The following is a 19,844-nucleotide window of genomic DNA, read 5'->3' as shown; positions in this document are numbered from 1 at the left end:
AATACATTAGCTATATGACGAACATTTGTACGAAAGTGACGGTCAGGAAACGACCCATCAAGAACGGACAGTTATCGCTTTATCTGGACTTCTACCCACCTGTCCGGCACCCGAAAACGGGCAGGCTGACACGGAGGGAGTACCTCGGCATTTACATCTATGCCAACCCGACAGAGAAGTTTGAAGCAGAGTTCAACAAGACCATGCTGCGCAATGCGGAGCTAATCAAGTGCAAGCGGACGGAAGCCATCATCAACGAAGAGTTCGGTTTCCTCGACCGTAACAGGGGCAAGGAGAGCTTCTTGGAGTATTTCCGCTCCAAAATGGCGGACGATGACAATTTCAGGAACTGGAGCGTTGCCTACAAGCACTTCGAGAAGTATTGCGGCGGCAGCTGCACCTTTGACGACCTGACGGTGGAATACTGCCAGGGCTTCCTTACCTACATGCTGTCGCTCACCACGCACAACCGCACCAAGATGATGGCGTCCACAGCCAACAACAACCTGAACAAGCTGAAATGCGTACTGCGGCAGGCATACGAGGAAAGGCGCATCAAGGACAATATCGCCACACGGCTGAAACACGCCAAGGAAGTCAATACACGCCGTGAGTTCCTGACACTGGAGGAAGTGAAGATGCTTGCCAACACGCCATGCGAGAAGCCTGTTGTAAAGTCGGCGGCTCTTTTCTCCTGCCTTACGGGACTGCGCATCAGCGACATCATACGCCTGCAGTGGGAGAACATCATCAGGGGTGCGGACGGCGGTTGGTGTATGCACATCGTCACCAAGAAAACCCGGACGGAAGCCGTCTTGCCGCTGTCGGATGAAGCCCTCGCACTCTGCGGCGAGCGTTCCACGGGACAGGTGTTCAAGGGAATGACACAAGCCCTGCTCCCTTTGTATCTCAAGGACTGGATTAGGTCTGCCGGGATTACGAAGCACATAACCTTTCATTGCTTCCGGCATACCTACGCAACCCTGCAACTCGCCGCAGGGACTGACCTTTACACCATATCAAAAATGCTTACACACAGCACTGTGGCGACAACACAGGTCTATGCGGATGTGGTGAACGACCTGAAGCGCAAGGCTTCCGAACAGATAACGCTAAAATAACCGGAACAGGACAACCAAAACAAAAGATTGGATATGGGTAACATCACATTTGAACAACTGCCGCAGGCTGTTTCCACCCTGATAGAACGGGTGGAACAGCTTGCCGGAAAGGTGGACGAGGTACTGTGCAAGGCGGCAGGAAAAGACACGGGCAAACGTAGCCTGCTTTCCCTTGAAGAAGTCGCCGCCCTGCTCGGCAAATCGGCTTCCACCATCTATGCCATGACTTCCGAAAAGCGCATACCGTACCGAAAGCGTGGCAACAGGCTCTATTTCTTCGAGGATGAAATCATGCAGTGGATTGAACAGGGCGGAACATCGGGGACAGGCAGCGAGGAGGATTTCAACAAACGGCTCGAAGCGTTGCGCAGCGGCAAGAAACGCAAGCCGGGCTCTTTACGGACGGACAACAAACAAGAAGCCTTATGAAGACAGAAGATTTGACAGCCGCCATCGCACGGCATGACCCACTTTTAGCTGATGCGGTCGGCAAAATGGTCGGCTATATTCAGGACAGGTGGGCAGCACCGTACCCCTCAAAAGAACAGACGGAAGCGGTCAATGCCTACCTCCGTTCCGTCCATGCGGACGGTGACGGCACGATGAACGAGAACAACATCGCCCACCGCAGGATTGCCACACAGAAGATAACCATCAATGCCATCCGGGTGCTTGACCATGAACAGCTTGACCGTTTGCAGGATGTGCTGAACCACATCGCAGCGGACAGGGAATACCACATGCCGGAACACGGGTACGGCATGGGCAGGTAGCTGACCAGTGTAACACCTGTAAATATCATAGACTATGTGCAAGAACGAACAGACCATACATTACTGCACCATCCTTTCCGCCGGGCAGTGGGATTTCCTTTTGGACGGCAAAGCCGCCATCAACAGGCAGAAATGTCTGCACAGGCTGATGACCGCCGCCGTGCGGACAAAGACCACCCTCCGTATCAAGGGCGTTGAGATAGACTTGGAGGTGGGACAGGCGGCAACTTCCGATGTGGAACTGGCGGAGTACATGGGCTGCAACCGAAAGACCATCGGAAAGCTCATCGACAGCTTCAACAGGCTCGGTGTGCTGACCACCCGAACCAACAACCGTACTTCCGTACACACCCTGCATTTCCTGACAGGGTGGTATGTGGATGGTGTCCTGCTGACCAACCCCCATTATGTCAAGCCTGCGGCAGTCTCCAAAGGACAGGCAGACGAAGTACGGACACCATACTCTAATGATATGCCGCTGGAGGATAAGTCGTGTACCGTGCCGGACGGTTGCCAATGCCCAAGGCAGGATGCGGACTACATGGCAGGCGGAGCAGCCGCCCTTTCTTCTTCCCTTTGTTCGCCTGTGGTTTCCGACAGGTCGGATGACAGAGCGGATGCGGAGGACGAAACCGACAATTCACATGCCGGAGACAACGGCAACGGGCAGCATGGCAATGACCCCGTAGAAAGCCTGAAAGAAGCGCAAGACGGCACGAATGGCGGCGTGGAAGACCCCGACATAGCCGGGAGAAACTGACGGGCGCACAGTGCAGGATTTCAGCGGTACTCCGTAGGCGTGGCGTGATTGACTGGGCTTGCCCAGATATAGCCCACTATAACTTCTCCGCTGTGCTCCGAAGTTGTGGGCTCTCCCGAGGGGCTTATGGCTCTGCCCTAAGAACCCGGAGCAGGAAGTGACCCTCTCCCTGCACCCTCCGATTAAGGCTCTGCCCTAATAACCCGAAGTGAAACTCAAAAGACATACAAACCTATGGCACAGAAGACATCCATCAACATCAAGCCGTGCAACATCGGCAGCAGCGAAGCGCACAACAGGCGGACAGCGGAATACCTCGCCAATATCCGCAGTGAGAAGTTCTACATCCGTACCGACCTCATGGCAGGAAACGAGACATGGGTATCATCTGATTTCGGCGAAGACACGCTCACCGACCGTTACAATCAGATAGCCGCCATGGTCAAGGAAAAGACAGGTCGGGCGATGCAGACCAAAGACCGGGAAAGGGTGAACAAGAAGACGGGCAAGGTGACCATCGTCCGTGGCAGCACTCCGCTCAAGGAGGGCGTGGTCGTCATCAAGGACGACACCACAATGGAGCAGCTGCGGCACTTCTGTGAGGTGTGTAAGCAGCGTTGGGGAATCACAGCCTTGCAGGTGTTCATCCACCGTGACGAGGGGCATTACGGAATACCCGGCGACAATGCCACATGGAAGCCCAACCTCCATGCTCACATCGTATGGGACTGGATGAACCACGATACGGGCAAGTCCTGCAAGCTGGACGAGAAAGCCATGAGCGAGATGCAGACCGTTTTGGCAGAGTGTTTGGAAATGGAAAGGGGCACCTCAAAGGAGGTGACGGGAAAGGAACATCTGGAGCGCACGGATTTCATCATCGCCAAGCAGAAACAGGAAGCGGAACAGGCGAAAGCTGCAAGGCAAGCCGCCATCGCCGCAAAGGAGGAAGCCGAAGCGGAACTTTTATTCGTGGAGGGCGAGAACAAGGCGAAAGAGCAGTACCGCCAATCCCTCGACAGCGAGATTGCCGAAAAGGAGCAGCAACTCAAAGACGAGCGCAAGGCAAAAGTGGACAGCATACTGGATAGCGTCGGCAGTCTTGTGGGGGTCGGCAAATCCGCAGCGGTCGAAAAGGAAAACGCCAAGCTGAAAGCTGAGAACGAGCGCATGAAGAAAGCCTTTGCCGAAGCAGTAAAGGACAAGGCGGAGGAACGTACAAAGGTATTGGCTGCAGAGAAGCTGAAAGCCGAAGCCGAGCGTGACCGGGCTTTGGTACAAAGCCGTTCACTTGCCATTGAAAGGGACAAGGCGGTACGGCAGCTTCAGGAGCAAAAGGACGGCGAGCGGCAGCGCATAAGCCAAGCGGTGAGCCAAGCCACGGCGGAGAAAGACAAGACCATCCGCCTGTTGCAGAGCACGCTGAAAGCGAGCAGGCATATCCTAAGCCTGTTTGCGGATATGCTCTACAAGGCAAGCGAGGTTTTCCGGCGAGCCATAGATGCGATTATCCATTTCGGCACGGAGCAGCACAAGTCATTCTTCGCCCCGCCTGAAGCCGCCGACATCAAGAGCGTGATGCAGGAGTACGGGGAAACGACCGAACAGCAGAATATGGTCGGCGCATGGCTCTGTGACTATGCGGAGAGCCGACAGCCTTTTGACGAAATAAAACATCGCCATACACTCAAAGAGGTTGGCGATGTCGCGGAGGGGAAATATGATTGGAAAATCAACTCTACACAGAGCAACGGGCTTTCACGGTGATATTCTCTTTTATAATGTAAGTAAATGCTTTTTCCCCTTTATATGTTCTTTTATTATTGAAACGGTTTCTCCAATAGAATAATCAGTTGTATTTATTACAAATGATTCATAATCACCAATCTTGGCGAATTGCTCCCACATTACTTCTACTAACTCAATATTTGCTTCTTTGCTTAATTTCGTTCGTTCAATTGCGCGTTTCATCGTTTCTTCTTTGTCTGCTCTTAATACAATGTAGTGAACCTCATACCCCTCCTGTACAATCTTCATCCAAGGAGCTAAAAACCAAGGTCCTATTATTCCATCTACAATTACATCATACCCACCATGCGCATAACGTTTTGCGGCTTCTAAAAATGCTTCGACAACAACCAAATTCTGTTCTTGTGATTCAGGTAAATGTGGGGGTATTGCACCTTTACTCAAATAATGATAAAAATCATCTGTATGCATATGTACAGACTTTGCAAAATCAGATTCGTGTGCAACAATTGACGCTATTGTAGTCTTTCCTGTTCCGGGAGAACCGGTAATTATAATAATTCTACCTTGATGCATATATTTATATCTTATTTTTATGTATCCGCAAAAATATAAAAAGTGTCGTTCTTATGAAGAAAAAACGATATTAAAATAGGAATATATTAAAAATGAGCTACTTATGAGTATTTCTCATAGAACGAGGTAATGACTTGGGAATAGTCACAAATTCTGTGATGTGTGGTGTATTTCTGTCAAACAACTTTTATTTGATGCAAATGTACACAAATAAAACGAACGAAAAGAAGAATAAGCATTTTTTCTTTCCATGGTATTGTGACTATGCGGAGAGCCGACAGCCGTTTGATGAAATAAAACATCGCCATATACTCAAAGAGGTTGGCGATGTGGCAGAGGGTAAGTATGACTGGAAAATTGAGAGAGGACATGAACAAGAAATATCAATGTGAAAAACGGAAATGCTTTCTATCCTATACAAAAAAACTATTCAATTTTGATAGCGGATAAAAGTTTTTGCGTAATTTTGCAATAAAAATAAATATTAGATTTATGCTAAGGAATTTGTTTCATGTTTGCTTGTTTTTACTGTTTTGCAATAAATTGGAGGGTCAAAATTTGTCAAACATAATTGATAGCTGTTATTATTATCTTGATATGCAAGATACTACATCATTTAACAATACCTATATTGAACTTCTTGATGCATACGAAAAAGAATACAATGCAGAACTATATTCTATTGAAAATGAATTAGAAGAAATGAGAATCAAGGACCAGAGTATACGTCTGTTGTTGATTGACGCTCGAAAGAAGAATCAAGATGTCGATAAAATACAAAAAATAATGCATGACATAGATAGTAAAAATGCTATCAGAGTTACTGAAATTATTGACCAATATGGCTGGCTTGCACCCGATGAAATTGGCTATAAAGCAAATGAAGCTCTTTTCCTTTGTATACAGCATTCGCAAGACTCTATAATTCAGAATAAGTATTTACCTATATTGAAAGAAGCAGTCCTAAAAGGTGCGGCTCAAGGATGGCAATATGCTTTTTTAACAGACAGATGCCTTATGAATCAAGCACAAAAACAAATTTATGGTACGCAAAGAATAACCAAAGATGGGATAGATTATTTAGTCCCTTTACAAGATATTGACAAAGTTGATTCACTCCGAAAGGAAATGGGACTTGAGCCTTTGAATGAATATATGAACGATTGTGGACTAAAAAACGGATGGAGCAAAGAGTTTTACAAAAGCAATATAAAACTGCATGAATCAATTTTTAATTCATGGTATCAATCATTCAAACAACACTAAAAGTATATATCCGCAAATCCGCCCGATTGCGTTTTTAGAACGAAGCGACTGTTTTTTGGTGATGACAAACGGTATTCAAATGGTGATTGTCACCTGCGCTGTATGAAATCAAAAAGTTGGTGAATGACCCTGCCCTTACGCTGACTGACATTGTCGACCGGATGTGTTTCTATAACTTGTCGCATTTCAGTCGTTATGCCAAACGGGTATTGGGGGTATCACCTGCTGAATACAGAAAGAAAGGACAAATAATATAGAATTTTCTATGTCGGCGACTAATTTCTTAGCCGCCATTTCTATTCATTTGTACCTCTATTGCTCCATAAAATATATAAAACAGTGGGGTTCAGTAATAGTTAATAATTCCCCGACAAGTCTTTTGCTGTTTTGCCCCCGTTCCGACAGACCTGCGGCAAAAGATAAAAATACCTTCTGACTGTTAAGTTTTTGTTAAATATTCATCTTCACACGCATCTTCTTCCTATCCTCTCACTTCCTCAAAAAACAGCTTTTATACCCCTTTTCTCCCTTGCCGGATTTTTGTACCTTTATTTTCTTATATTGCTGATATTCAGTAACAAAAACTCTCTCATATGTATTCCACATGAACTCGGTCGTGCGCCAGCTTCACGAGCAAGGGACGGACGTGGTAATGGTAGATACCGGTAACTCATACGAGGGATTGTGCGAGTATTTGGGTGGAAAATATATCTCCTACACGGAAGAATGCCCGATTACGATGAATCCTTTCCGCATCAACAGGCAGGAATTGAACGTGGAAAAGACAGGTTTCCTGAAAAATCTCGTGCTGCTGATTTGGAAAGGCAGCCAAGGGACGGTCACCAAAACGGAAGACAGGCTGATCGAGCAGGTCATCACCGAATATTACGATACCTACTTCAACGGTTTCGACGGTTTCACTCCACCCCAACGGGAGGACTTGCGCAAAAGCCTTTTGATTGACGAGCGAAACAAAAGCGGCAACCGCGCTGAAAATGAAACGGAACTGAACGCACGGATAGAAACTGTCATAGACGAGATAGAACGCAGGAGAAAGGAACTGAAAGTGGAATCACTGTCATTCAACACATTCTATGAGTTCTCCGTACAACGCATTCCCGATATCTGCAATGAAAACAGTATAACCGGGATAGACATTTCCACCTACCGGTATATGATGAAAGACTTCTATCGAGGTGGCAACCATGACAAGACGCTGAACGAGAACATGGACAGTTCGCTGTTTGACGAGACCTTCATTGTCTTTGAAATCGATTCCATAAAAGATGACCCGCTCCTGTTCCCCTTGGTGACACTCATCATCATGGACGTGTTCCTGCAAAAGATGCGTATCAAGAAGAACCGCAAAGTCCTGGTCATTGAGGAGGCATGGAAAGCCATAGCCAGCCCTCTTATGGCAGAATACATCAAATTCATGTATAAAACCGCCCGAAAGTTCTGGGCTTCAGTGGGCGTGGTCACACAGGAGATTCAGGACATCATCGGGTCTGAGATTGTCAAGGAGGCCATCATCAACAACTCCGATGTGGTAATGTTGCTTGACCAAAGCAAGTTCCGTGAACGCTTTGATACCATCAAGGCTATTCTCGGTCTGACAGACGTGGACTGCAAGAAAATCTTTACCATCAACCGACTAGAGAATAAAGAGGGGCGTTCGTTCTTTCGTGAGGTCTTTATCCGCCGTGGCACTACCAGCGGTGTGTATGGCGTGGAGGAACCGCATGAGTGTTACATGACCTATACCACAGAACGGGCCGAGAAAGAAGCCTTGAAACTCTACAAGGCTGAACTGCAATGCAGCCACAAGGAAGCCATCGAGCGTTATTGCGCTGACTGGGATGCTTCCGGAATAAGCAAGTCCCTGCCGTTTGCTCAAAAAGTGAATGCTGCCGGGAAGGTATTGAATCTTCATCAACCAAAGACAAAACAACAATGAAACGATTCGCTCTCATAATAATGACAATAGCCACGATTTTCGCCCAACAAGTTCATGCCCAGTATTACAGCGTGAACTTCGATGCGAAAACCGTTGCCGCTATGGTTGCCGCCTACGGTACTGGAACCGTTGCAGAAGCGTATTATGACGAGCAGGTGCAGAATATACTGAAACACTACAAGGCTTCGGAAGTGGCCACTGCCGGAATATTTGCCAGCAAGTTCCTGGAAAGGAAGGCACTCACTGATTTGGGCATCTGGAGCAGTGCCACCGAAAATTACTACTACCGCAGGATTTATCACTTGGTGGCGCACAAGATTATCCCGAAGACATGGATTGTCGCCAAACTGATGCTCCGTTCTCCACAGACCGCACTCCATTGGTGCAGTTATCTGATGAAAGTGTGCGATGACACCAAATCCCTCTGTATGCAGTTCGAGAGCGTTGTCACCAACAGCACTCTGTCTTTCTCCGATATCGCCTTTCTGGAAATCAATGAAGAAATCGCCTCCATCTTAAAACTCTCCGAGATTGGCAACGTGGACTGGCAACGGCTCTTTGATGACATATCCAAAGTGCCGGGCAACTTCACCAAGGAAAACCTGAAAGCCGATTTGGACAAACTTTACCGGATGGGAGCCGGTCTTGCCACTTCGGGAATCACCAATATCGGGAACGCCTTGCTACAACAGAACTCGTTTCACGAGCTGATGAACGGGAAAGTCAGCAAGGTCATTGACATCTACGAGCATTACAACGGACTTTTCGAGCAACTGGAGAACAATGCCGGACAGACCATACTGGGCATCGTGGGTGGTGAAGAAAATGTGGCAGGATTGTTCAAGTTCAGCGACTACAACCTCACTTCGTGGATTACCGATTATCTGGACGAAACAGCCGGGAATTACTACACCCAGCGATGGTACATCGCGAGGCGTGACCGTGGCAGTGTCTCTCTCTGCGACTATTATCCCCCGACAGATGACAAGAGCATCCTTGAAGGTGGTGAATGGACCCGCTTCAAGACAAGCGATCCGAACTTCTATCCCAACGCATCGCAAAAGGAACAGGCTCTTTCCAATTCGGAACGCTACGCCGGATGGTCAAGGAACAGAGTGCAGCAGCTTAACAACGCCAATGACGGGTTCAGTTACACTATCAATTATTATCAGAACAGTTATATCATTAAAAAAGGGAAGAAGCAAACCAAGAAGGCATACGCCTACGAAATCCACGTCACGAAAAGCTGGAACAACGAGGAAATAGTCTATGAAGACGTGTTCGATTCCTATTCGATGGATTTGAACACATTCAAGGCACAACTTAATGCACATCTGTCTGAGTTTAACGACAACGAAGACGGCTATGTCTATTATATCGCTTCCGACAGCCGGAACTATTACCAGGCAACCAATGAAGAGAAACTGAAAGGATGCGAGACGGTAACAATCAGTGTCACCTGTTCGGACGGTGCGACACTTGGGCAGGGAACAACCCAGTACAAGTGCCGGAAATGCGGAAGTACGCTCAACGCACATTCCAAAGAGTGCGCGATGAAGACTACAGCTGAAAGCGAGGAACTGGATTTGTCTGAACTCGATGCCATGCAGCGGGAAGCGGACAACAAGGTTTACGCGCTCCAGTCACAAATATCCGCATTGGAAACGGAAAACGAATCGCTTATCAAACAGATTGCCAATGCCAGTGTGGAGGATGCCGCTCCTCTCCGTCAGAAATACAATGAGAACAAAGCGGAGATAGACAGGTTGAAACCTGAACTTGCCGCCTGGCAGCAGAAGCAAGAGGAAATCGCACAAGCAAAAGAAGAAGCCCAAAGCGACAACGATGTTCAGACCGATGACTATTACCGGATACCGGCTATCATGCAAGACTGCAAGACGGCTTACAATATCACCTGGCAGGACAACGGTTCCTGGAACGGCTACACCTATGTCCGAAAAGGCACAATCCCGAATATCAACGGCATCATCACATTCAAGGCGACACTGAAAATCGCCCGAAAGCCCAAATACTTCCTTGGCATCAAGATACACAGGGCTATCCTGCAAATCTCCTGGGACTTGACAACGGAGTATTCCGATACCCATGTGGTGGAAGTGATTACGCTTGACCCCGATATGAGCGACAAGGAAAAGACAAAACTGGTCAATGACCGCATAGCGGAAATCGCGAAAGAATATCCGAAGTGCAAGATAACGACTGAATATGCCCGTACTGCACCGCAGGAGGACACGAAAACAAACGATATGTATCACCTGCTTTGGTCAAGCGACCGGCTGGAAATAGCCCGTGAAGTGGATTCCCGGCTCACGAAGATTTACGCCGACTTGGTATCATTGGAAAAGATGATGCACTACAGGCGCAGTATCATTGACGTGCTGAAAGATGTTCTGCCACCCGTTGACGATGATCAGGGGCGCAGACTTTCCCTTGTGGAGGAATGTCACGACCGTTGGATGGAAAACGCACGAAACAGAAAGATTGAGGAGGGCAAGCGATGAAAAGAGGCAGGACATATATACTCGGATTGTTGATAATGCTGCTGGCACCCCTGTCCGCAAATGCGCAATGGAGTTTTGATGTGGGGACGGTTGAAGCCTATATCAATGACCACAAGCAACAGCGAAGCCTCTTGCTGGCTCGCTCCACATTGGAACACAGCAACAAACTCCTGCATGAATACAGCCGTAAGGAAACGGTGGGTTATAAGGAGTTGAACGTGGATCTGGACAAGTACACCAGAGCTTTCGATGTGATTGACGTGATGTACCAGTCCCTGCGCACGGCATTGAATGTACATTCCACCTACAAAGGGGTCAGCGAAAGAATATCCGACTACAAGGCGATGCTTGAAGATTTCAATGAGAAGGCCATCAAGCGGAAACACATAGAGTTGGCAGACACTCTGATATTATCCATCAATGCCGGAGCCATACGGATGATAGCCCAGGAAGGAGAATACCTATATAAATCCGTGAGCGATTTGGTTCTGTACGCCACAGGTGCGGCGGCTTGTTCCACTTCGGACTTGCTGATGGTGCTGAACAGCATCAACTGTTCTCTTGACAATATCGAGAAGCATTTGAACCGTGCTTATTTCGAGACCTGGCGGTACATACAGGTTCGTATCGGCTATTGGAAAGAGAAAGTCTATCGTACCAAGACCAAACGGGAACTTATTGACGATGCTTTCGGACGGTGGAGACAATCAGGTAAACTGGATTATTGATAACTAAAAATAGAGAAATTATGAAATGGATTTTTACAACGATGCTGTTAGTGGCAACCATTGCGGCAAACGCCCAATATGTCACCTACAACCACGATTCGCCCAAGATGAACCAAATCACGGTGGAAGAAACCGGAGCCGGTGCGCTCAAACCGGAACTTTATTACACGTTGCTGCACAACAAATACAAGAAAACGGCAGCTGTCAAGAACAAACTCACATTCCGCACGGCGGCAGGCGTGGCTTCCTATCAGCAGGTAGATGAAGCGGAAGCCATAGATTCCGCACTCACAAGCAGAGCCAAGATTGAAGCCTTGAATGTGGCAGACCGACAAGTGGATTTGGCCTGGCTTGCGGAAAAGGACAAGGTGGAATCACAGATGCGGCAGTTTCAGAAGAACATTGACCGCATAATGATGACAGGCGGCTCGCCAAAAGAAAAAGAACGGTGGAACGACTATTACCATGTCTATCAATGCGCAATCAAGGCAACAAGGGATGCCTATATGCCCAACGCGCAGCGTAAGAAAGAGTATCTGCAAATCTATGCCGATGTCTCCCGGCAAAACGATGTACTGGTGAAATATCTCGTCCAGTTGAGCAACCGCAATGCCACGAAGAATCTCCTTTCGGCAACGGAGAACCGCCCGATAGACAAAAGAAGCATTATCAGCAATGCCATGAGTCGCTGGAATGAATCCCGGTCAGCAGTGCGAGGGTCGCAGAATGATGACGGGAACGAAGACGGAAATGAGAACGAGAGTGTGAACAGATAAAATTTAATGGAAAAATAGATGGCAAGCGGAGATATACTTTCAGATTTCGGCATCAATCTGCTTGAAGAAGAGATTGATAATGTGATTTTTCAGACCAACGAGTTCCTGACGGATGCCACCTTCACAGGTTCACAAGGCCCGTTTTGGTGGATTCTCCAGATGTGTATGGCACTCGCGGCCTTGTTTGCAATCGTCATGGCAGCAGGCATGGCGTATAAGATGATGGTCAAGAATGAACCGCTGGATATCATGAAGTTGTTCAAGCCATTGGCGATTTCAATTATCCTATGCTGGTGGTATCCTCCGGCAGACACGGGTATGGTAAACAGTGGGAGTAACTGGTGCGTGTTGGATTTCCTATCCTATATCCCGAATTGTATTGGCTCTTATACTCATGACCTGTATCAGGCAGAAGCCACACAGATAGAGGATAAATTTCAGGAGGTGCAGCAACTCATCTATGCAAGAGATACGATGTACACCAGCCTGCAAGCACAAGCGGATGTGGCACACAGCGGAACTTCCGACCCTAATCTGATAGAAGCCACTATGGAACAGACCGGGGTGGACGAAGTGACCAATATGGAAAAGGATGCAGCCAAACTTTGGTTCACTTCACTTACTTCCGGGATTGTTGTAGGAATAGATAAAATCGTGATGCTCATAGCCTTAATTGTATTTCGCATAGGCTGGTGGGCTACGATTTACTGCCAGCAAATCCTGCTCGGAATGCTCACGATTTTCGGACCGATACAATGGGCTTTCAGCCTCTTGCCCAAATGGGAAGGAGCTTGGGCCAAATGGCTGACAAGGTATCTGACGGTACATTTTTATGGTGCGATGCTCTACTTCGTCGGATTTTATGTCCTGCTTCTGTTCGACATTGTGCTTTGCATACAGGTGGAAAACCTGACGGCAATCACGGTAAGTGAGCAGACAATGGCTGCTTATCTGCAAAACTCCTTTTTCTCGGCAGGCTACCTTATGGCTGCAAGTATCGTGGCATTGAAATGCCTGAACCTTGTTCCGGACTTGGCCGCCTGGATGATACCGGAGGGCGATACCGCATTCTCAACCCGAAACTTCGGTGAAGGTGTGGCTCAACAGGCGAAGATGACAGCGACCGGTGCAATCGGCACTATGATGCGATAATCGTAAACTCATAATCAAGAATATACAATGGTAATCAGAAATTTGGAAAACAAAATCAAGTTAGTGGGCATCATCTGCTCGTTCTTCCTTGTCGGCTGTATCATCATCAGCGTGAGCAGCATTTGGACGGCACGGACAATGGTGACAGATGCACAGAAGAAAGTCTATGTGCTGGACGGCAACGTGCCAATATTGGTCAACCGTACCACGATGGACGAAACCCTTGATGTGGAAGCCAAAAGTCATGTGGAAATGTTCCACCACTTCTTTTTCACGCTTCCTCCCGATGACAAGTACATCAAATACACGATGGAAAAGGCGATGTACCTGGTGGACGAGACCGGACTTGCACAGTACAACACGCTCAAAGAGAAAGGCTTTTACTCCAACATCTTGGGAACGAGTGCCGTATTCTCCATTTACTGCGACAGTGTGCGGTTTGACAAAAGTAATATGGAGTTCACTTATTACGGACGGCAGCGTATCGAGCGCAGAAGCAACATCCTGATGCGAGAACTGGTGACGGCAGGGCAACTCAAACGAGTACCGAGAACCGAGAACAATCCGCACGGACTGCTTATCGTAAATTGGCGTACCCTCCTCAATAAAGACATCGAACAGAAAACGAAAGCAACCTATTAAAATTTACAGATATGAACACCAAAGGATTCCGCAGGATGCTGTTCGGCGAAAAGATGCCGGACAAGAACGATCCACAATACAAAGAGAGATACGAGCGTGATGTGAATGCCGGTCGCAAATTCGCCCAGGCGACACGTCTTGACAAACTGGCCGCCAAGATACAGGGCTTTGCCAACAGGAACAAGATACTGTTCCTTGTCATGGTATTCGGTTTCGTAATCGGCACATTCACCTTCAACATTTATCGGCTGACCAAGGCTTATCGGCATGGTCAGGAGATAAGAAGTGCTACAGAAATGCAGGACAGCCTGCTCAGAGAACGCCACAAGGAGCCGGTTGCTCCCATTGTTGAACCCACCCAAACCAGACAACGATGAAAAGGATATTCGAGAAAATCAATTTCAGGCAGCCCAAATATATGCTTCCTGCCATATTGTACATTCCGCTGTTGGGCGCGTCCTATTTCATCTTTGACCTCTTCAATGCAGAAAAGGCAGAGATAGCCGACAAGACACTCCAGACCACGGAGTTCCTGAATCCCGACCTGCCCAATGCCACCATCAAGGGCGGCGACGGCATAGGAAGCAAATACGAGAACATGGCAAAGTCGTGGGGCAAGATTGCCGACTACACGGCTGTGGATAACATAGAACGAGACGAACCCGATGATGACAAGGAAAAATACGAATCACAGTACAGCCAGGACGAAGTTGCCTTCTTGGGTGAACTGGAACAGCAGAAATTACAGGCAGAGGAAACTGCCGATGCCAAAGCGAGAGAGCAGGAAGCCCTCAAAGAACTGGAGCGTGCCCTCGCGGAAGCACGACTAAAGGCGCAGGCACAGGTGGAACCAGTTGAACCGCTTGCAGAAGACAGTCTCGAACAACGCACGGAAACCGGAGTGTCCGCAAGCGGAACAATCAACGAAGACAGCCGGGCGGTAAACGCTCCTTCCGAAAACGAAGAACCGGGTGAAATGGTCAAGAAAGTAAAAGTGACCTCCGACTATTTCAACACCATTGCCCAAAACGAGCATGAGCCTAATCTGATCAAGGCGATTATAGACGAGGATGTCAAGGCCGTGGACGGAAGCCGTGTCAGGCTTCGGCTTTTGGATGATGTGGAAATCAATGAGACGGTGGTCAAAAGCGGTTCTTATCTCTATGCCATCATGAGCGGTTTTTCCTCGCAGAGGGTCAAGGGAATCATTAACAGCGTACTGGTGAATGATGAAATCATCAAGGTCAGCCTTTCGCTCTATGATACCGACGGACTGGAGGGACTGTATGTGCCGTCAAGTTCATTCAGGGAAACCGCCAAAGATGTGGCAAGCGGAGCGTTCAACAGCAACATGAACATGAATACCGGCAGTAATGGCAACAGCCTTACCCAATGGGGAATGCAGGCTATTCAGGATGCCTACCAGAAGACGAGCAACGCCATCAGCAAGAACATCAAGAAGAACAAGGTCAACCTGAAATACGGTACGTTTGTCTATATCATCAACAGCAAGGAAAAAAGAAACGCAAAGTAAATAACCATTCAAAGAATCATAGATATGAAGATTATCAAGACTATCTGTATCGGAGTAACGGCGGCATTGTCGAGCCTGCCTACATTCGCCCAGCAGACTTACGAGGAATTGGAGCAACTGACCGTCAACGAGCAAGTGACCACGGTCATTACCGCTTCCGAACCTATACGTTTCGTGGATATTTCCACGGACAAAGTGGTCGGTGACCAACCGATAAACAACACGATCCGTCTGAAACCAAAGGAGACAGGACACGAGGACGGTGAGGTACTGGCCGTCGTCACCATTGTCACGGAACGCTATCGTACCCAGTATGCGTTGCTCTATACCACAAGGATGCAGGAAGCCGTGACGGACAAGGAAATCGAGTTCCGGGAACGTAACGCCTATAACAATCCGGCCGTGAGTATGTCACAGGCTGATATGACACAGTTTGCGAGGCGTATATGGAACTCTCCTGCCAAATACCGCAACGTGAGAAGCCGGGAACACCGCATGACGATGAGATTGAACAACATCTATGCGGTCGGTGATTATTTTTTCATTGACTTCTCCATCGAGAACAAGACCAATATCCGTTTCGACATCGATCAGATACGGGTAAAACTCGCGGACAAGAAGTTGTCCAAGGCAACCAACGCCCAAATCATAGAGCTGGCTCCCGCATTGGTACTTGAACAGGCAAAGTCATTCCGTCATGGCTATCGTAACGTCATCGTGTTGAAGAAGATGACCTTCCCCAACGACAAGGTACTGACCATTGAAATGACCGAGAAACAGATAAGCGGCAGGAACATACATTTGAATATAGACTACGAGGATGTGCTTTCAGCCGATTCGTTTAACCGTGTATTATTGGAGGAGGAATGATGAAAAAGATATTATTGGTATTGGTCACGGTAATAACATTTGCCATGAATGGTAAAGCGCAAAGCAACAGCGACCGTCTTTCGTTGGGTGTTGGTTGCCTGTATCAAAACGGGCTGGATCTCACCCTCTCATACGAACATGAGGGCAAATACCACCACACGTGGGAGTTTTTTGCCAATGGTTATCTCAAATGGGATGAATGCGCCTCCTGCAAGCATATCTGTCCGGAATCATTCTGGAGGAATTACAGGAGTTACGGATTCGGAGTAGCCTACAAGCCTTGTGTGGCGCGTGGTCGCAACCATTATGGCAATGTCCGTATCGGGGCATCGGCCGGGAGTGACACTAACAGGTTCTTGGGTGGCATCCACCTCGGCTATGAACACAATTATGTGCTTCGAGGTGGCTGGAGGCTGTTCTGCCAGGTGAAAACCGATTTGATGATAAAAGGAGAAGACCTGTTCCGCACGGGCATTGTCTTAGGTGTAAAATTACCTCTAAACTAAGGGAAAATGAAAAAGAAATTATACATAAACGCTTGCAGGTTATTCAGCCTGTTGACCATCGTCACGTTATTCGTGGCCTGTGACGCACACCGGGATTTCCCGGACACGACAATGAAGCCCTGTCATATCCTGTGTACGGACGGCAAAGTGTTGTCGGTATCAGACTTCAAGCAATCCGAAAAACAGCCTATTGCCGTGGTGTTCCATGTCAATCACGACGAAGCCATTGAAGGCAACGGCTATGCGGTTTACCTGTGGGACTTGGCTCCGGAGGCTTTTGCAGATAGCATAGGGGTAAACCAACGCACATCTGCTGACATCACGGCACTGGACGGCAACGAAAACACCTTTGCAATCTACGACACCAGAGAAACCACCTCGCCTATGGCAGAAGCAGTCTTCGCCCTGTGGCGGTACGGACAGTCGTCCTATATTCCATCCGTGGCGCAGATGCGGATGCTCTATAATGCCAAGAGCCAGATAAACCCCATCATCAGGATGTGCGGTGGCGACGAGCTGCCCGATGCTGCCGATGACTGCTGGTACTGGACGAGTACGGAAGTGGCCGGGCAGGAAAAGGCGAAAGCGTGGCTCTATTCCATGGGAAGTGGCTCGATGCAGGAAACACCCAAGACACAGGCGCACAAGGTACGTGCAATCATTACTTTGAGAGATTAAAAATCAGAACACACAAGAATTAGCGAATAACGGGAAACGAAATGGAAGAAAGCAAAGAGTTACAAGGATTTTACAAGATATTCCGTTCGGTCATCTATGTCTCCATTCTGCTGGAGTTCTTCGAGTATGCCATTGACCCGGCCATGCTTGACCATTGGGGCGGCATACTCTGCGACATACACGGGCGTATCAAGCGGTGGGTAATCTACAATGACGGAAATCTCGCATATAGCAAGTTAGCCACGTTCCTGCTTATATGCATCACCTGCATAGGAACAAGGAACAAGAAGAAACTGGAGTTCAATGCACGGAAACAAGTTCTTTATCCTATCATAATAGGTATGGGGCTGGTTGTATTGTCTGTTTGGTTGTTCGGATATCCGATGGAAACAAGGCTTTACACTTTACGGTTGAACATCTGGCTTTATATGCTTGCCTCAGTAATCGGTGTAGTACTGGTTCACATCGCCCTTGACAACATATCCAAGTTCCTCAAAGAGGGATTGCTGAAAGACCGTTTCAATTTTGAGAACGAGAGTTTTGAGCAGTGTCGGGAGTTGCAGGAGAACAAGTATTCGGTCAATATCCCCATGCGCTACTATTACCGGGGGAAGTTCCGCAAAGGTTGGGTGAACATCAGCAATCCGTTCCGAGGCACATGGGTAGTCGGCACACCGGGTTCCGGCAAGACTTTCTCCATTATCGAACCGTTTATCCGGCAACACTCTGCAAAAGGCTTTGCCTTAGTTGTTTACGACTATAAGTTTCCGACTTTGGCGACCAAATTATATTATCATTATAAGAAAAACCAGAAGCTCGGAAAGTTACCCAAGGGTTGCAAGTTCAACATCATCAATTTCGTTGATGTGGAATACAGCCGCAGGGTAAATCCCATCCAGTTGAAATACATCAACAACCTTGCTGCCGCATCTGAAACCGCAGAAACCTTACTTGAGTCCTTACAAAAAGGCAAGAAAGAAGGAGGCGGTGGCAGTGACCAGTTCTTTCAGACATCCGCTGTCAACTTCCTGGCAGCCTGCATCTATTTCTTCTGCAACTGGGGCAAAGAGCCATACGACAAGGACGGAAATATGCTCACGGCAGAGAAGGTACAGGACAAACAGACCAAGCGGATGATACCCACCGGACGGGTGTTCAATTCCGCAGGCGAGGAAGTGGAACCGGCTTATTGGCTCGGAAAGTATTCCGATATGCCACATATCCTGTCATTCCTCAATGAGAGTTACCAGACCATTTTCGAGGTGTTGGAGACCGACAACGAGGTGGCACCGTTGCTCGGTCCGTTTCAAACCGCTCTGAAGAACAAGGCAATGGAGCAATTGGAGGGCATGATAGGTACGCTCCGTGTCTATACTTCGCGCCTTGCCACCAAGGAAAGTTACTGGATATTCCACAAGGACGGTGATGACTTCGACTTGAAAGTGTCTGACCCGAAAAGCCCTTCTTATCTCTTGATAGCCAATGATCCGGAAATGGAAAGCATTATCGGGGCACTCAACGCCCTTATTCTCAATCGTCTGGTTACACGAGTGAACACTGGACAAGGCAAGAATATCCCGGTAAGCATCATCGTGGATGAGTTGCCTACCCTATATTTCCATAAGATAGACCGCCTTATTGGTACGGCTCGAAGCAACAAGGTATCGGTAGCGTTGGGGTTTCAGGAATTGCCGCAGCTTGAAGCGGATTATGGCAAGGTGGGTATGCAGAAGATTATCACCACTGTCGGCAATGTGGTCAGCGGTTCTGCCCGTTCCAAAGAGACCTTGGAATGGCTGTCTTCCGACATCTTCGGCAAGGTGGTACAGCTCAAAAAAGGTGTTACCATTGACCGGGACAAAACCTCCATTAACCTGAATGAGAACATGGACAGTCTCGTTCCTGCATCCAAAATCTCCGATATGCCGACCGGATGGATATGCGGCCAGACAGCCCGTGACTTTGTGCAGACAAAAACAGGAAGCGGTGGAAGCATGAACATTCAGGAAAGCGAGGAGTTCAAGACCTCCAAGTTCTACTGCAAGACGGATTTCGACATGAAGGAGATAAAAAAGGAGGAAGCCGGCTATGTACCGCTTCCCAAGTTTTACACCTTCAAATCAAGGGATGAACGGGAGCGCATCCTTTACAAGAACTTCGTGCAGGTTGGAGAGGATGTAAAGGAAATGATACAAGAGATTCAGAAATATAAAGTCAAATAAATATGTAATCAC

The 19,844-nt window shown here is 48.0% G+C and carries 20 protein-coding genes and 1 pseudogene; 20 read left to right on the top strand and 1 reads right to left on the bottom strand.

Going from position 1 to position 19,844, the window contains the following annotated elements; all coding sequences use genetic code 11:
* Positions 1-14: 14 nt before the first annotated feature.
* The 5 genes from ACYIB7_RS04415 to ACYIB7_RS04395 all read left to right on the top strand — a co-directional run bounded on the left by ACYIB7_RS04415 (position 15) and on the right by ACYIB7_RS04395 (position 4,421).
* Entirely contained in the window at positions 15-1,121 is a 1,107-nt protein-coding gene (locus tag ACYIB7_RS04415) for a tyrosine-type recombinase/integrase (RefSeq protein ID WP_480338237.1), read from the top strand.
* 33 nt (positions 1,122-1,154) lie between these two features.
* Positions 1,155-1,550 carry a helix-turn-helix domain-containing protein gene (locus ACYIB7_RS04410; RefSeq protein ID WP_480338236.1) on the top strand — a complete coding sequence of 132 codons (396 nt, stop codon included), beginning with the start codon at positions 1,155-1,157 and terminating at the stop codon, positions 1,548-1,550.
* Entirely contained in the window at positions 1,547-1,894 is a 348-nt protein-coding gene (locus ACYIB7_RS04405; protein WP_480338235.1) for a hypothetical protein, read from the top strand. Before ACYIB7_RS04410 ends, ACYIB7_RS04405 begins: the two co-directional genes overlap by 4 nt.
* Positions 1,895-1,928: 34 nt before the next feature.
* Entirely contained in the window at positions 1,929-2,654 is a 726-nt protein-coding gene (locus ACYIB7_RS04400; RefSeq protein WP_480338234.1) for a hypothetical protein, read from the top strand.
* A 234-nt stretch (positions 2,655-2,888) separates the two neighbouring features.
* Entirely contained in the window at positions 2,889-4,421 is a 1,533-nt protein-coding gene (locus ACYIB7_RS04395; RefSeq protein WP_480338233.1) for a plasmid recombination protein, read from the top strand.
* 9 nt (positions 4,422-4,430) lie between these two features.
* Here ACYIB7_RS04395 and ACYIB7_RS04390 read toward each other — a convergent pair whose 3' ends face one another.
* Positions 4,431-4,979, bottom strand: a complete 549-nt coding sequence (locus tag ACYIB7_RS04390) for a P-loop nucleotide/nucleoside kinase family protein (protein ID WP_087335545.1) — start codon at positions 4,977-4,979, stop codon at positions 4,431-4,433.
* Between the two features lie 200 nt (positions 4,980-5,179).
* Between ACYIB7_RS04390 and ACYIB7_RS04385 the strand changes: the two genes are divergently transcribed.
* The 15 genes and pseudogenes from ACYIB7_RS04385 (at position 5,180) to ACYIB7_RS04315 (ending at position 19,832) form a co-directional block, all read left to right on the top strand.
* On the top strand, positions 5,180-5,371 hold the full coding sequence (locus ACYIB7_RS04385; RefSeq protein ID WP_480338498.1) for a hypothetical protein: 192 nt from the start codon (positions 5,180-5,182) through the stop codon (positions 5,369-5,371).
* 205 nt (positions 5,372-5,576) lie between these two features.
* Positions 5,577-6,245 carry a DUF6624 domain-containing protein gene (locus tag ACYIB7_RS04380; RefSeq protein WP_249053763.1) on the top strand — a complete coding sequence of 223 codons (669 nt, stop codon included), beginning with the start codon at positions 5,577-5,579 and terminating at the stop codon, positions 6,243-6,245.
* 161 nt (positions 6,246-6,406) lie between these two features.
* Positions 6,407-6,502, top strand: coding sequence for a hypothetical protein (locus ACYIB7_RS04375; protein WP_480338449.1), 96 nt, complete (start codon positions 6,407-6,409; stop codon positions 6,500-6,502).
* Between the two features lie 341 nt (positions 6,503-6,843).
* Positions 6,844-8,202: pseudogene (locus tag ACYIB7_RS04370) on the top strand (TraG/VirB4 family ATPase); the annotation flags it as partial.
* On the top strand, positions 8,199-10,724 hold the full coding sequence (locus ACYIB7_RS04365) for a hypothetical protein (RefSeq protein WP_480338232.1): 2,526 nt from the start codon (positions 8,199-8,201) through the stop codon (positions 10,722-10,724). The pseudogene ACYIB7_RS04370 and the gene ACYIB7_RS04365, both read left to right, overlap by 4 nt.
* Positions 10,721-11,452 carry a hypothetical protein gene (locus ACYIB7_RS04360; protein ID WP_289705529.1) on the top strand — a complete coding sequence of 244 codons (732 nt, stop codon included), beginning with the start codon at positions 10,721-10,723 and terminating at the stop codon, positions 11,450-11,452. The genes ACYIB7_RS04365 and ACYIB7_RS04360 overlap by 4 nt, the downstream gene beginning before the upstream one ends.
* Before the next feature lie 20 nt (positions 11,453-11,472).
* Entirely contained in the window at positions 11,473-12,228 is a 756-nt protein-coding gene (locus tag ACYIB7_RS04355; protein ID WP_480338231.1) for a DUF5045 domain-containing protein, read from the top strand.
* An 18-nt stretch (positions 12,229-12,246) separates the two neighbouring features.
* Complete coding sequence (locus tag ACYIB7_RS04350; protein WP_289200647.1) at positions 12,247-13,380, top strand: hypothetical protein; 1,134 nt, start codon at positions 12,247-12,249, stop codon at positions 13,378-13,380.
* Between the two features lie 27 nt (positions 13,381-13,407).
* On the top strand, positions 13,408-14,022 hold the full coding sequence (traK, locus tag ACYIB7_RS04345; RefSeq protein WP_008771398.1) for a conjugative transposon protein TraK: 615 nt from the start codon (positions 13,408-13,410) through the stop codon (positions 14,020-14,022).
* 11 nt (positions 14,023-14,033) lie between these two features.
* Positions 14,034-14,399 carry a hypothetical protein gene (locus ACYIB7_RS04340; protein ID WP_008775159.1) on the top strand — a complete coding sequence of 122 codons (366 nt, stop codon included), beginning with the start codon at positions 14,034-14,036 and terminating at the stop codon, positions 14,397-14,399.
* The gene (gene traM, locus ACYIB7_RS04335) at positions 14,396-15,556 is read left to right on the top strand and encodes a conjugative transposon protein TraM (RefSeq protein WP_480338230.1); all 1,161 of its coding nucleotides are present in this window, start codon (positions 14,396-14,398) and stop codon (positions 15,554-15,556) included. Before ACYIB7_RS04340 ends, traM begins: the two co-directional genes overlap by 4 nt.
* Positions 15,557-15,580: 24 nt before the next feature.
* On the top strand, positions 15,581-16,426 hold the full coding sequence (traN, locus tag ACYIB7_RS04330) for a conjugative transposon protein TraN (RefSeq protein WP_118146578.1): 846 nt from the start codon (positions 15,581-15,583) through the stop codon (positions 16,424-16,426).
* Positions 16,423-16,932 (top strand): hypothetical protein, encoded by a 510-nt coding sequence (locus ACYIB7_RS04325; RefSeq protein ID WP_480338229.1) that lies wholly within the window; start codon positions 16,423-16,425, stop codon positions 16,930-16,932. The genes traN and ACYIB7_RS04325 overlap by 4 nt, the downstream gene beginning before the upstream one ends.
* Before the next feature lie 6 nt (positions 16,933-16,938).
* A complete protein-coding gene (locus tag ACYIB7_RS04320; protein ID WP_419501420.1) occupies positions 16,939-17,610 on the top strand; it encodes an Lcl C-terminal domain-containing protein in 672 nt (223 codons plus the stop codon).
* Positions 17,611-17,651: 41 nt separating this feature from the next.
* Positions 17,652-19,832 (top strand): type IV secretory system conjugative DNA transfer family protein, encoded by a 2,181-nt coding sequence (locus ACYIB7_RS04315; protein ID WP_122205102.1) that lies wholly within the window; start codon positions 17,652-17,654, stop codon positions 19,830-19,832.
* Positions 19,833-19,844 lie beyond the last annotated feature (12 nt).

Source organism: Parabacteroides sp. KHUB-03 (genome assembly GCF_056640975.1).
Note: the sequence above shows the minus strand (reverse complement) of the source record. Positions and strands in the feature narration are given on the sequence as shown.

Bases quoted from the DNA above. Each gene is read 5' to 3' on its own strand.
- ACYIB7_RS04350 (WP_289200647.1), top strand. From the start codon at position 12,247: ATGGCAAGCGGAGATATACTTTCAGATTTCGGCATCAATCTGCTTGAA.
- ACYIB7_RS04360 (WP_289705529.1), top strand. From the start codon at position 10,721: ATGAAAAGAGGCAGGACATATATACTCGGATTGTTGATAATGCTGCTG.
- ACYIB7_RS04315 (WP_122205102.1), top strand. From the start codon at position 17,652: ATGGAAGAAAGCAAAGAGTTACAAGGATTTTACAAGATATTCCGTTCG.
- ACYIB7_RS04325 (WP_480338229.1), top strand. From the start codon at position 16,423: ATGATGAAAAAGATATTATTGGTATTGGTCACGGTAATAACATTTGCC.
- ACYIB7_RS04375 (WP_480338449.1), top strand. From the start codon at position 6,407: ATGTGTTTCTATAACTTGTCGCATTTCAGTCGTTATGCCAAACGGGTA.
- ACYIB7_RS04405 (WP_480338235.1), top strand. From the start codon at position 1,547: ATGAAGACAGAAGATTTGACAGCCGCCATCGCACGGCATGACCCACTT.
- ACYIB7_RS04410 (WP_480338236.1), top strand. From the start codon at position 1,155: ATGGGTAACATCACATTTGAACAACTGCCGCAGGCTGTTTCCACCCTG.
- ACYIB7_RS04355 (WP_480338231.1), top strand. From the start codon at position 11,473: ATGAAATGGATTTTTACAACGATGCTGTTAGTGGCAACCATTGCGGCA.
- ACYIB7_RS04395 (WP_480338233.1), top strand. From the start codon at position 2,889: ATGGCACAGAAGACATCCATCAACATCAAGCCGTGCAACATCGGCAGC.
- traN (WP_118146578.1), top strand. From the start codon at position 15,581: ATGAAGATTATCAAGACTATCTGTATCGGAGTAACGGCGGCATTGTCG.
- ACYIB7_RS04385 (WP_480338498.1), top strand. From the start codon at position 5,180: ATGTACACAAATAAAACGAACGAAAAGAAGAATAAGCATTTTTTCTTT.
- ACYIB7_RS04320 (WP_419501420.1), top strand. From the start codon at position 16,939: ATGAAAAAGAAATTATACATAAACGCTTGCAGGTTATTCAGCCTGTTG.
- ACYIB7_RS04415 (WP_480338237.1), top strand. From the start codon at position 15: ATGACGAACATTTGTACGAAAGTGACGGTCAGGAAACGACCCATCAAG.
- traK (WP_008771398.1), top strand. From the start codon at position 13,408: ATGGTAATCAGAAATTTGGAAAACAAAATCAAGTTAGTGGGCATCATC.
- ACYIB7_RS04380 (WP_249053763.1), top strand. From the start codon at position 5,577: ATGCAAGATACTACATCATTTAACAATACCTATATTGAACTTCTTGAT.
- ACYIB7_RS04400 (WP_480338234.1), top strand. From the start codon at position 1,929: ATGTGCAAGAACGAACAGACCATACATTACTGCACCATCCTTTCCGCC.
- ACYIB7_RS04340 (WP_008775159.1), top strand. From the start codon at position 14,034: ATGAACACCAAAGGATTCCGCAGGATGCTGTTCGGCGAAAAGATGCCG.
- ACYIB7_RS04390 (WP_087335545.1), bottom strand. From the start codon at position 4,979: ATGCATCAAGGTAGAATTATTATAATTACCGGTTCTCCCGGAACAGGA.
- traM (WP_480338230.1), top strand. From the start codon at position 14,396: ATGAAAAGGATATTCGAGAAAATCAATTTCAGGCAGCCCAAATATATG.
- ACYIB7_RS04365 (WP_480338232.1), top strand. From the start codon at position 8,199: ATGAAACGATTCGCTCTCATAATAATGACAATAGCCACGATTTTCGCC.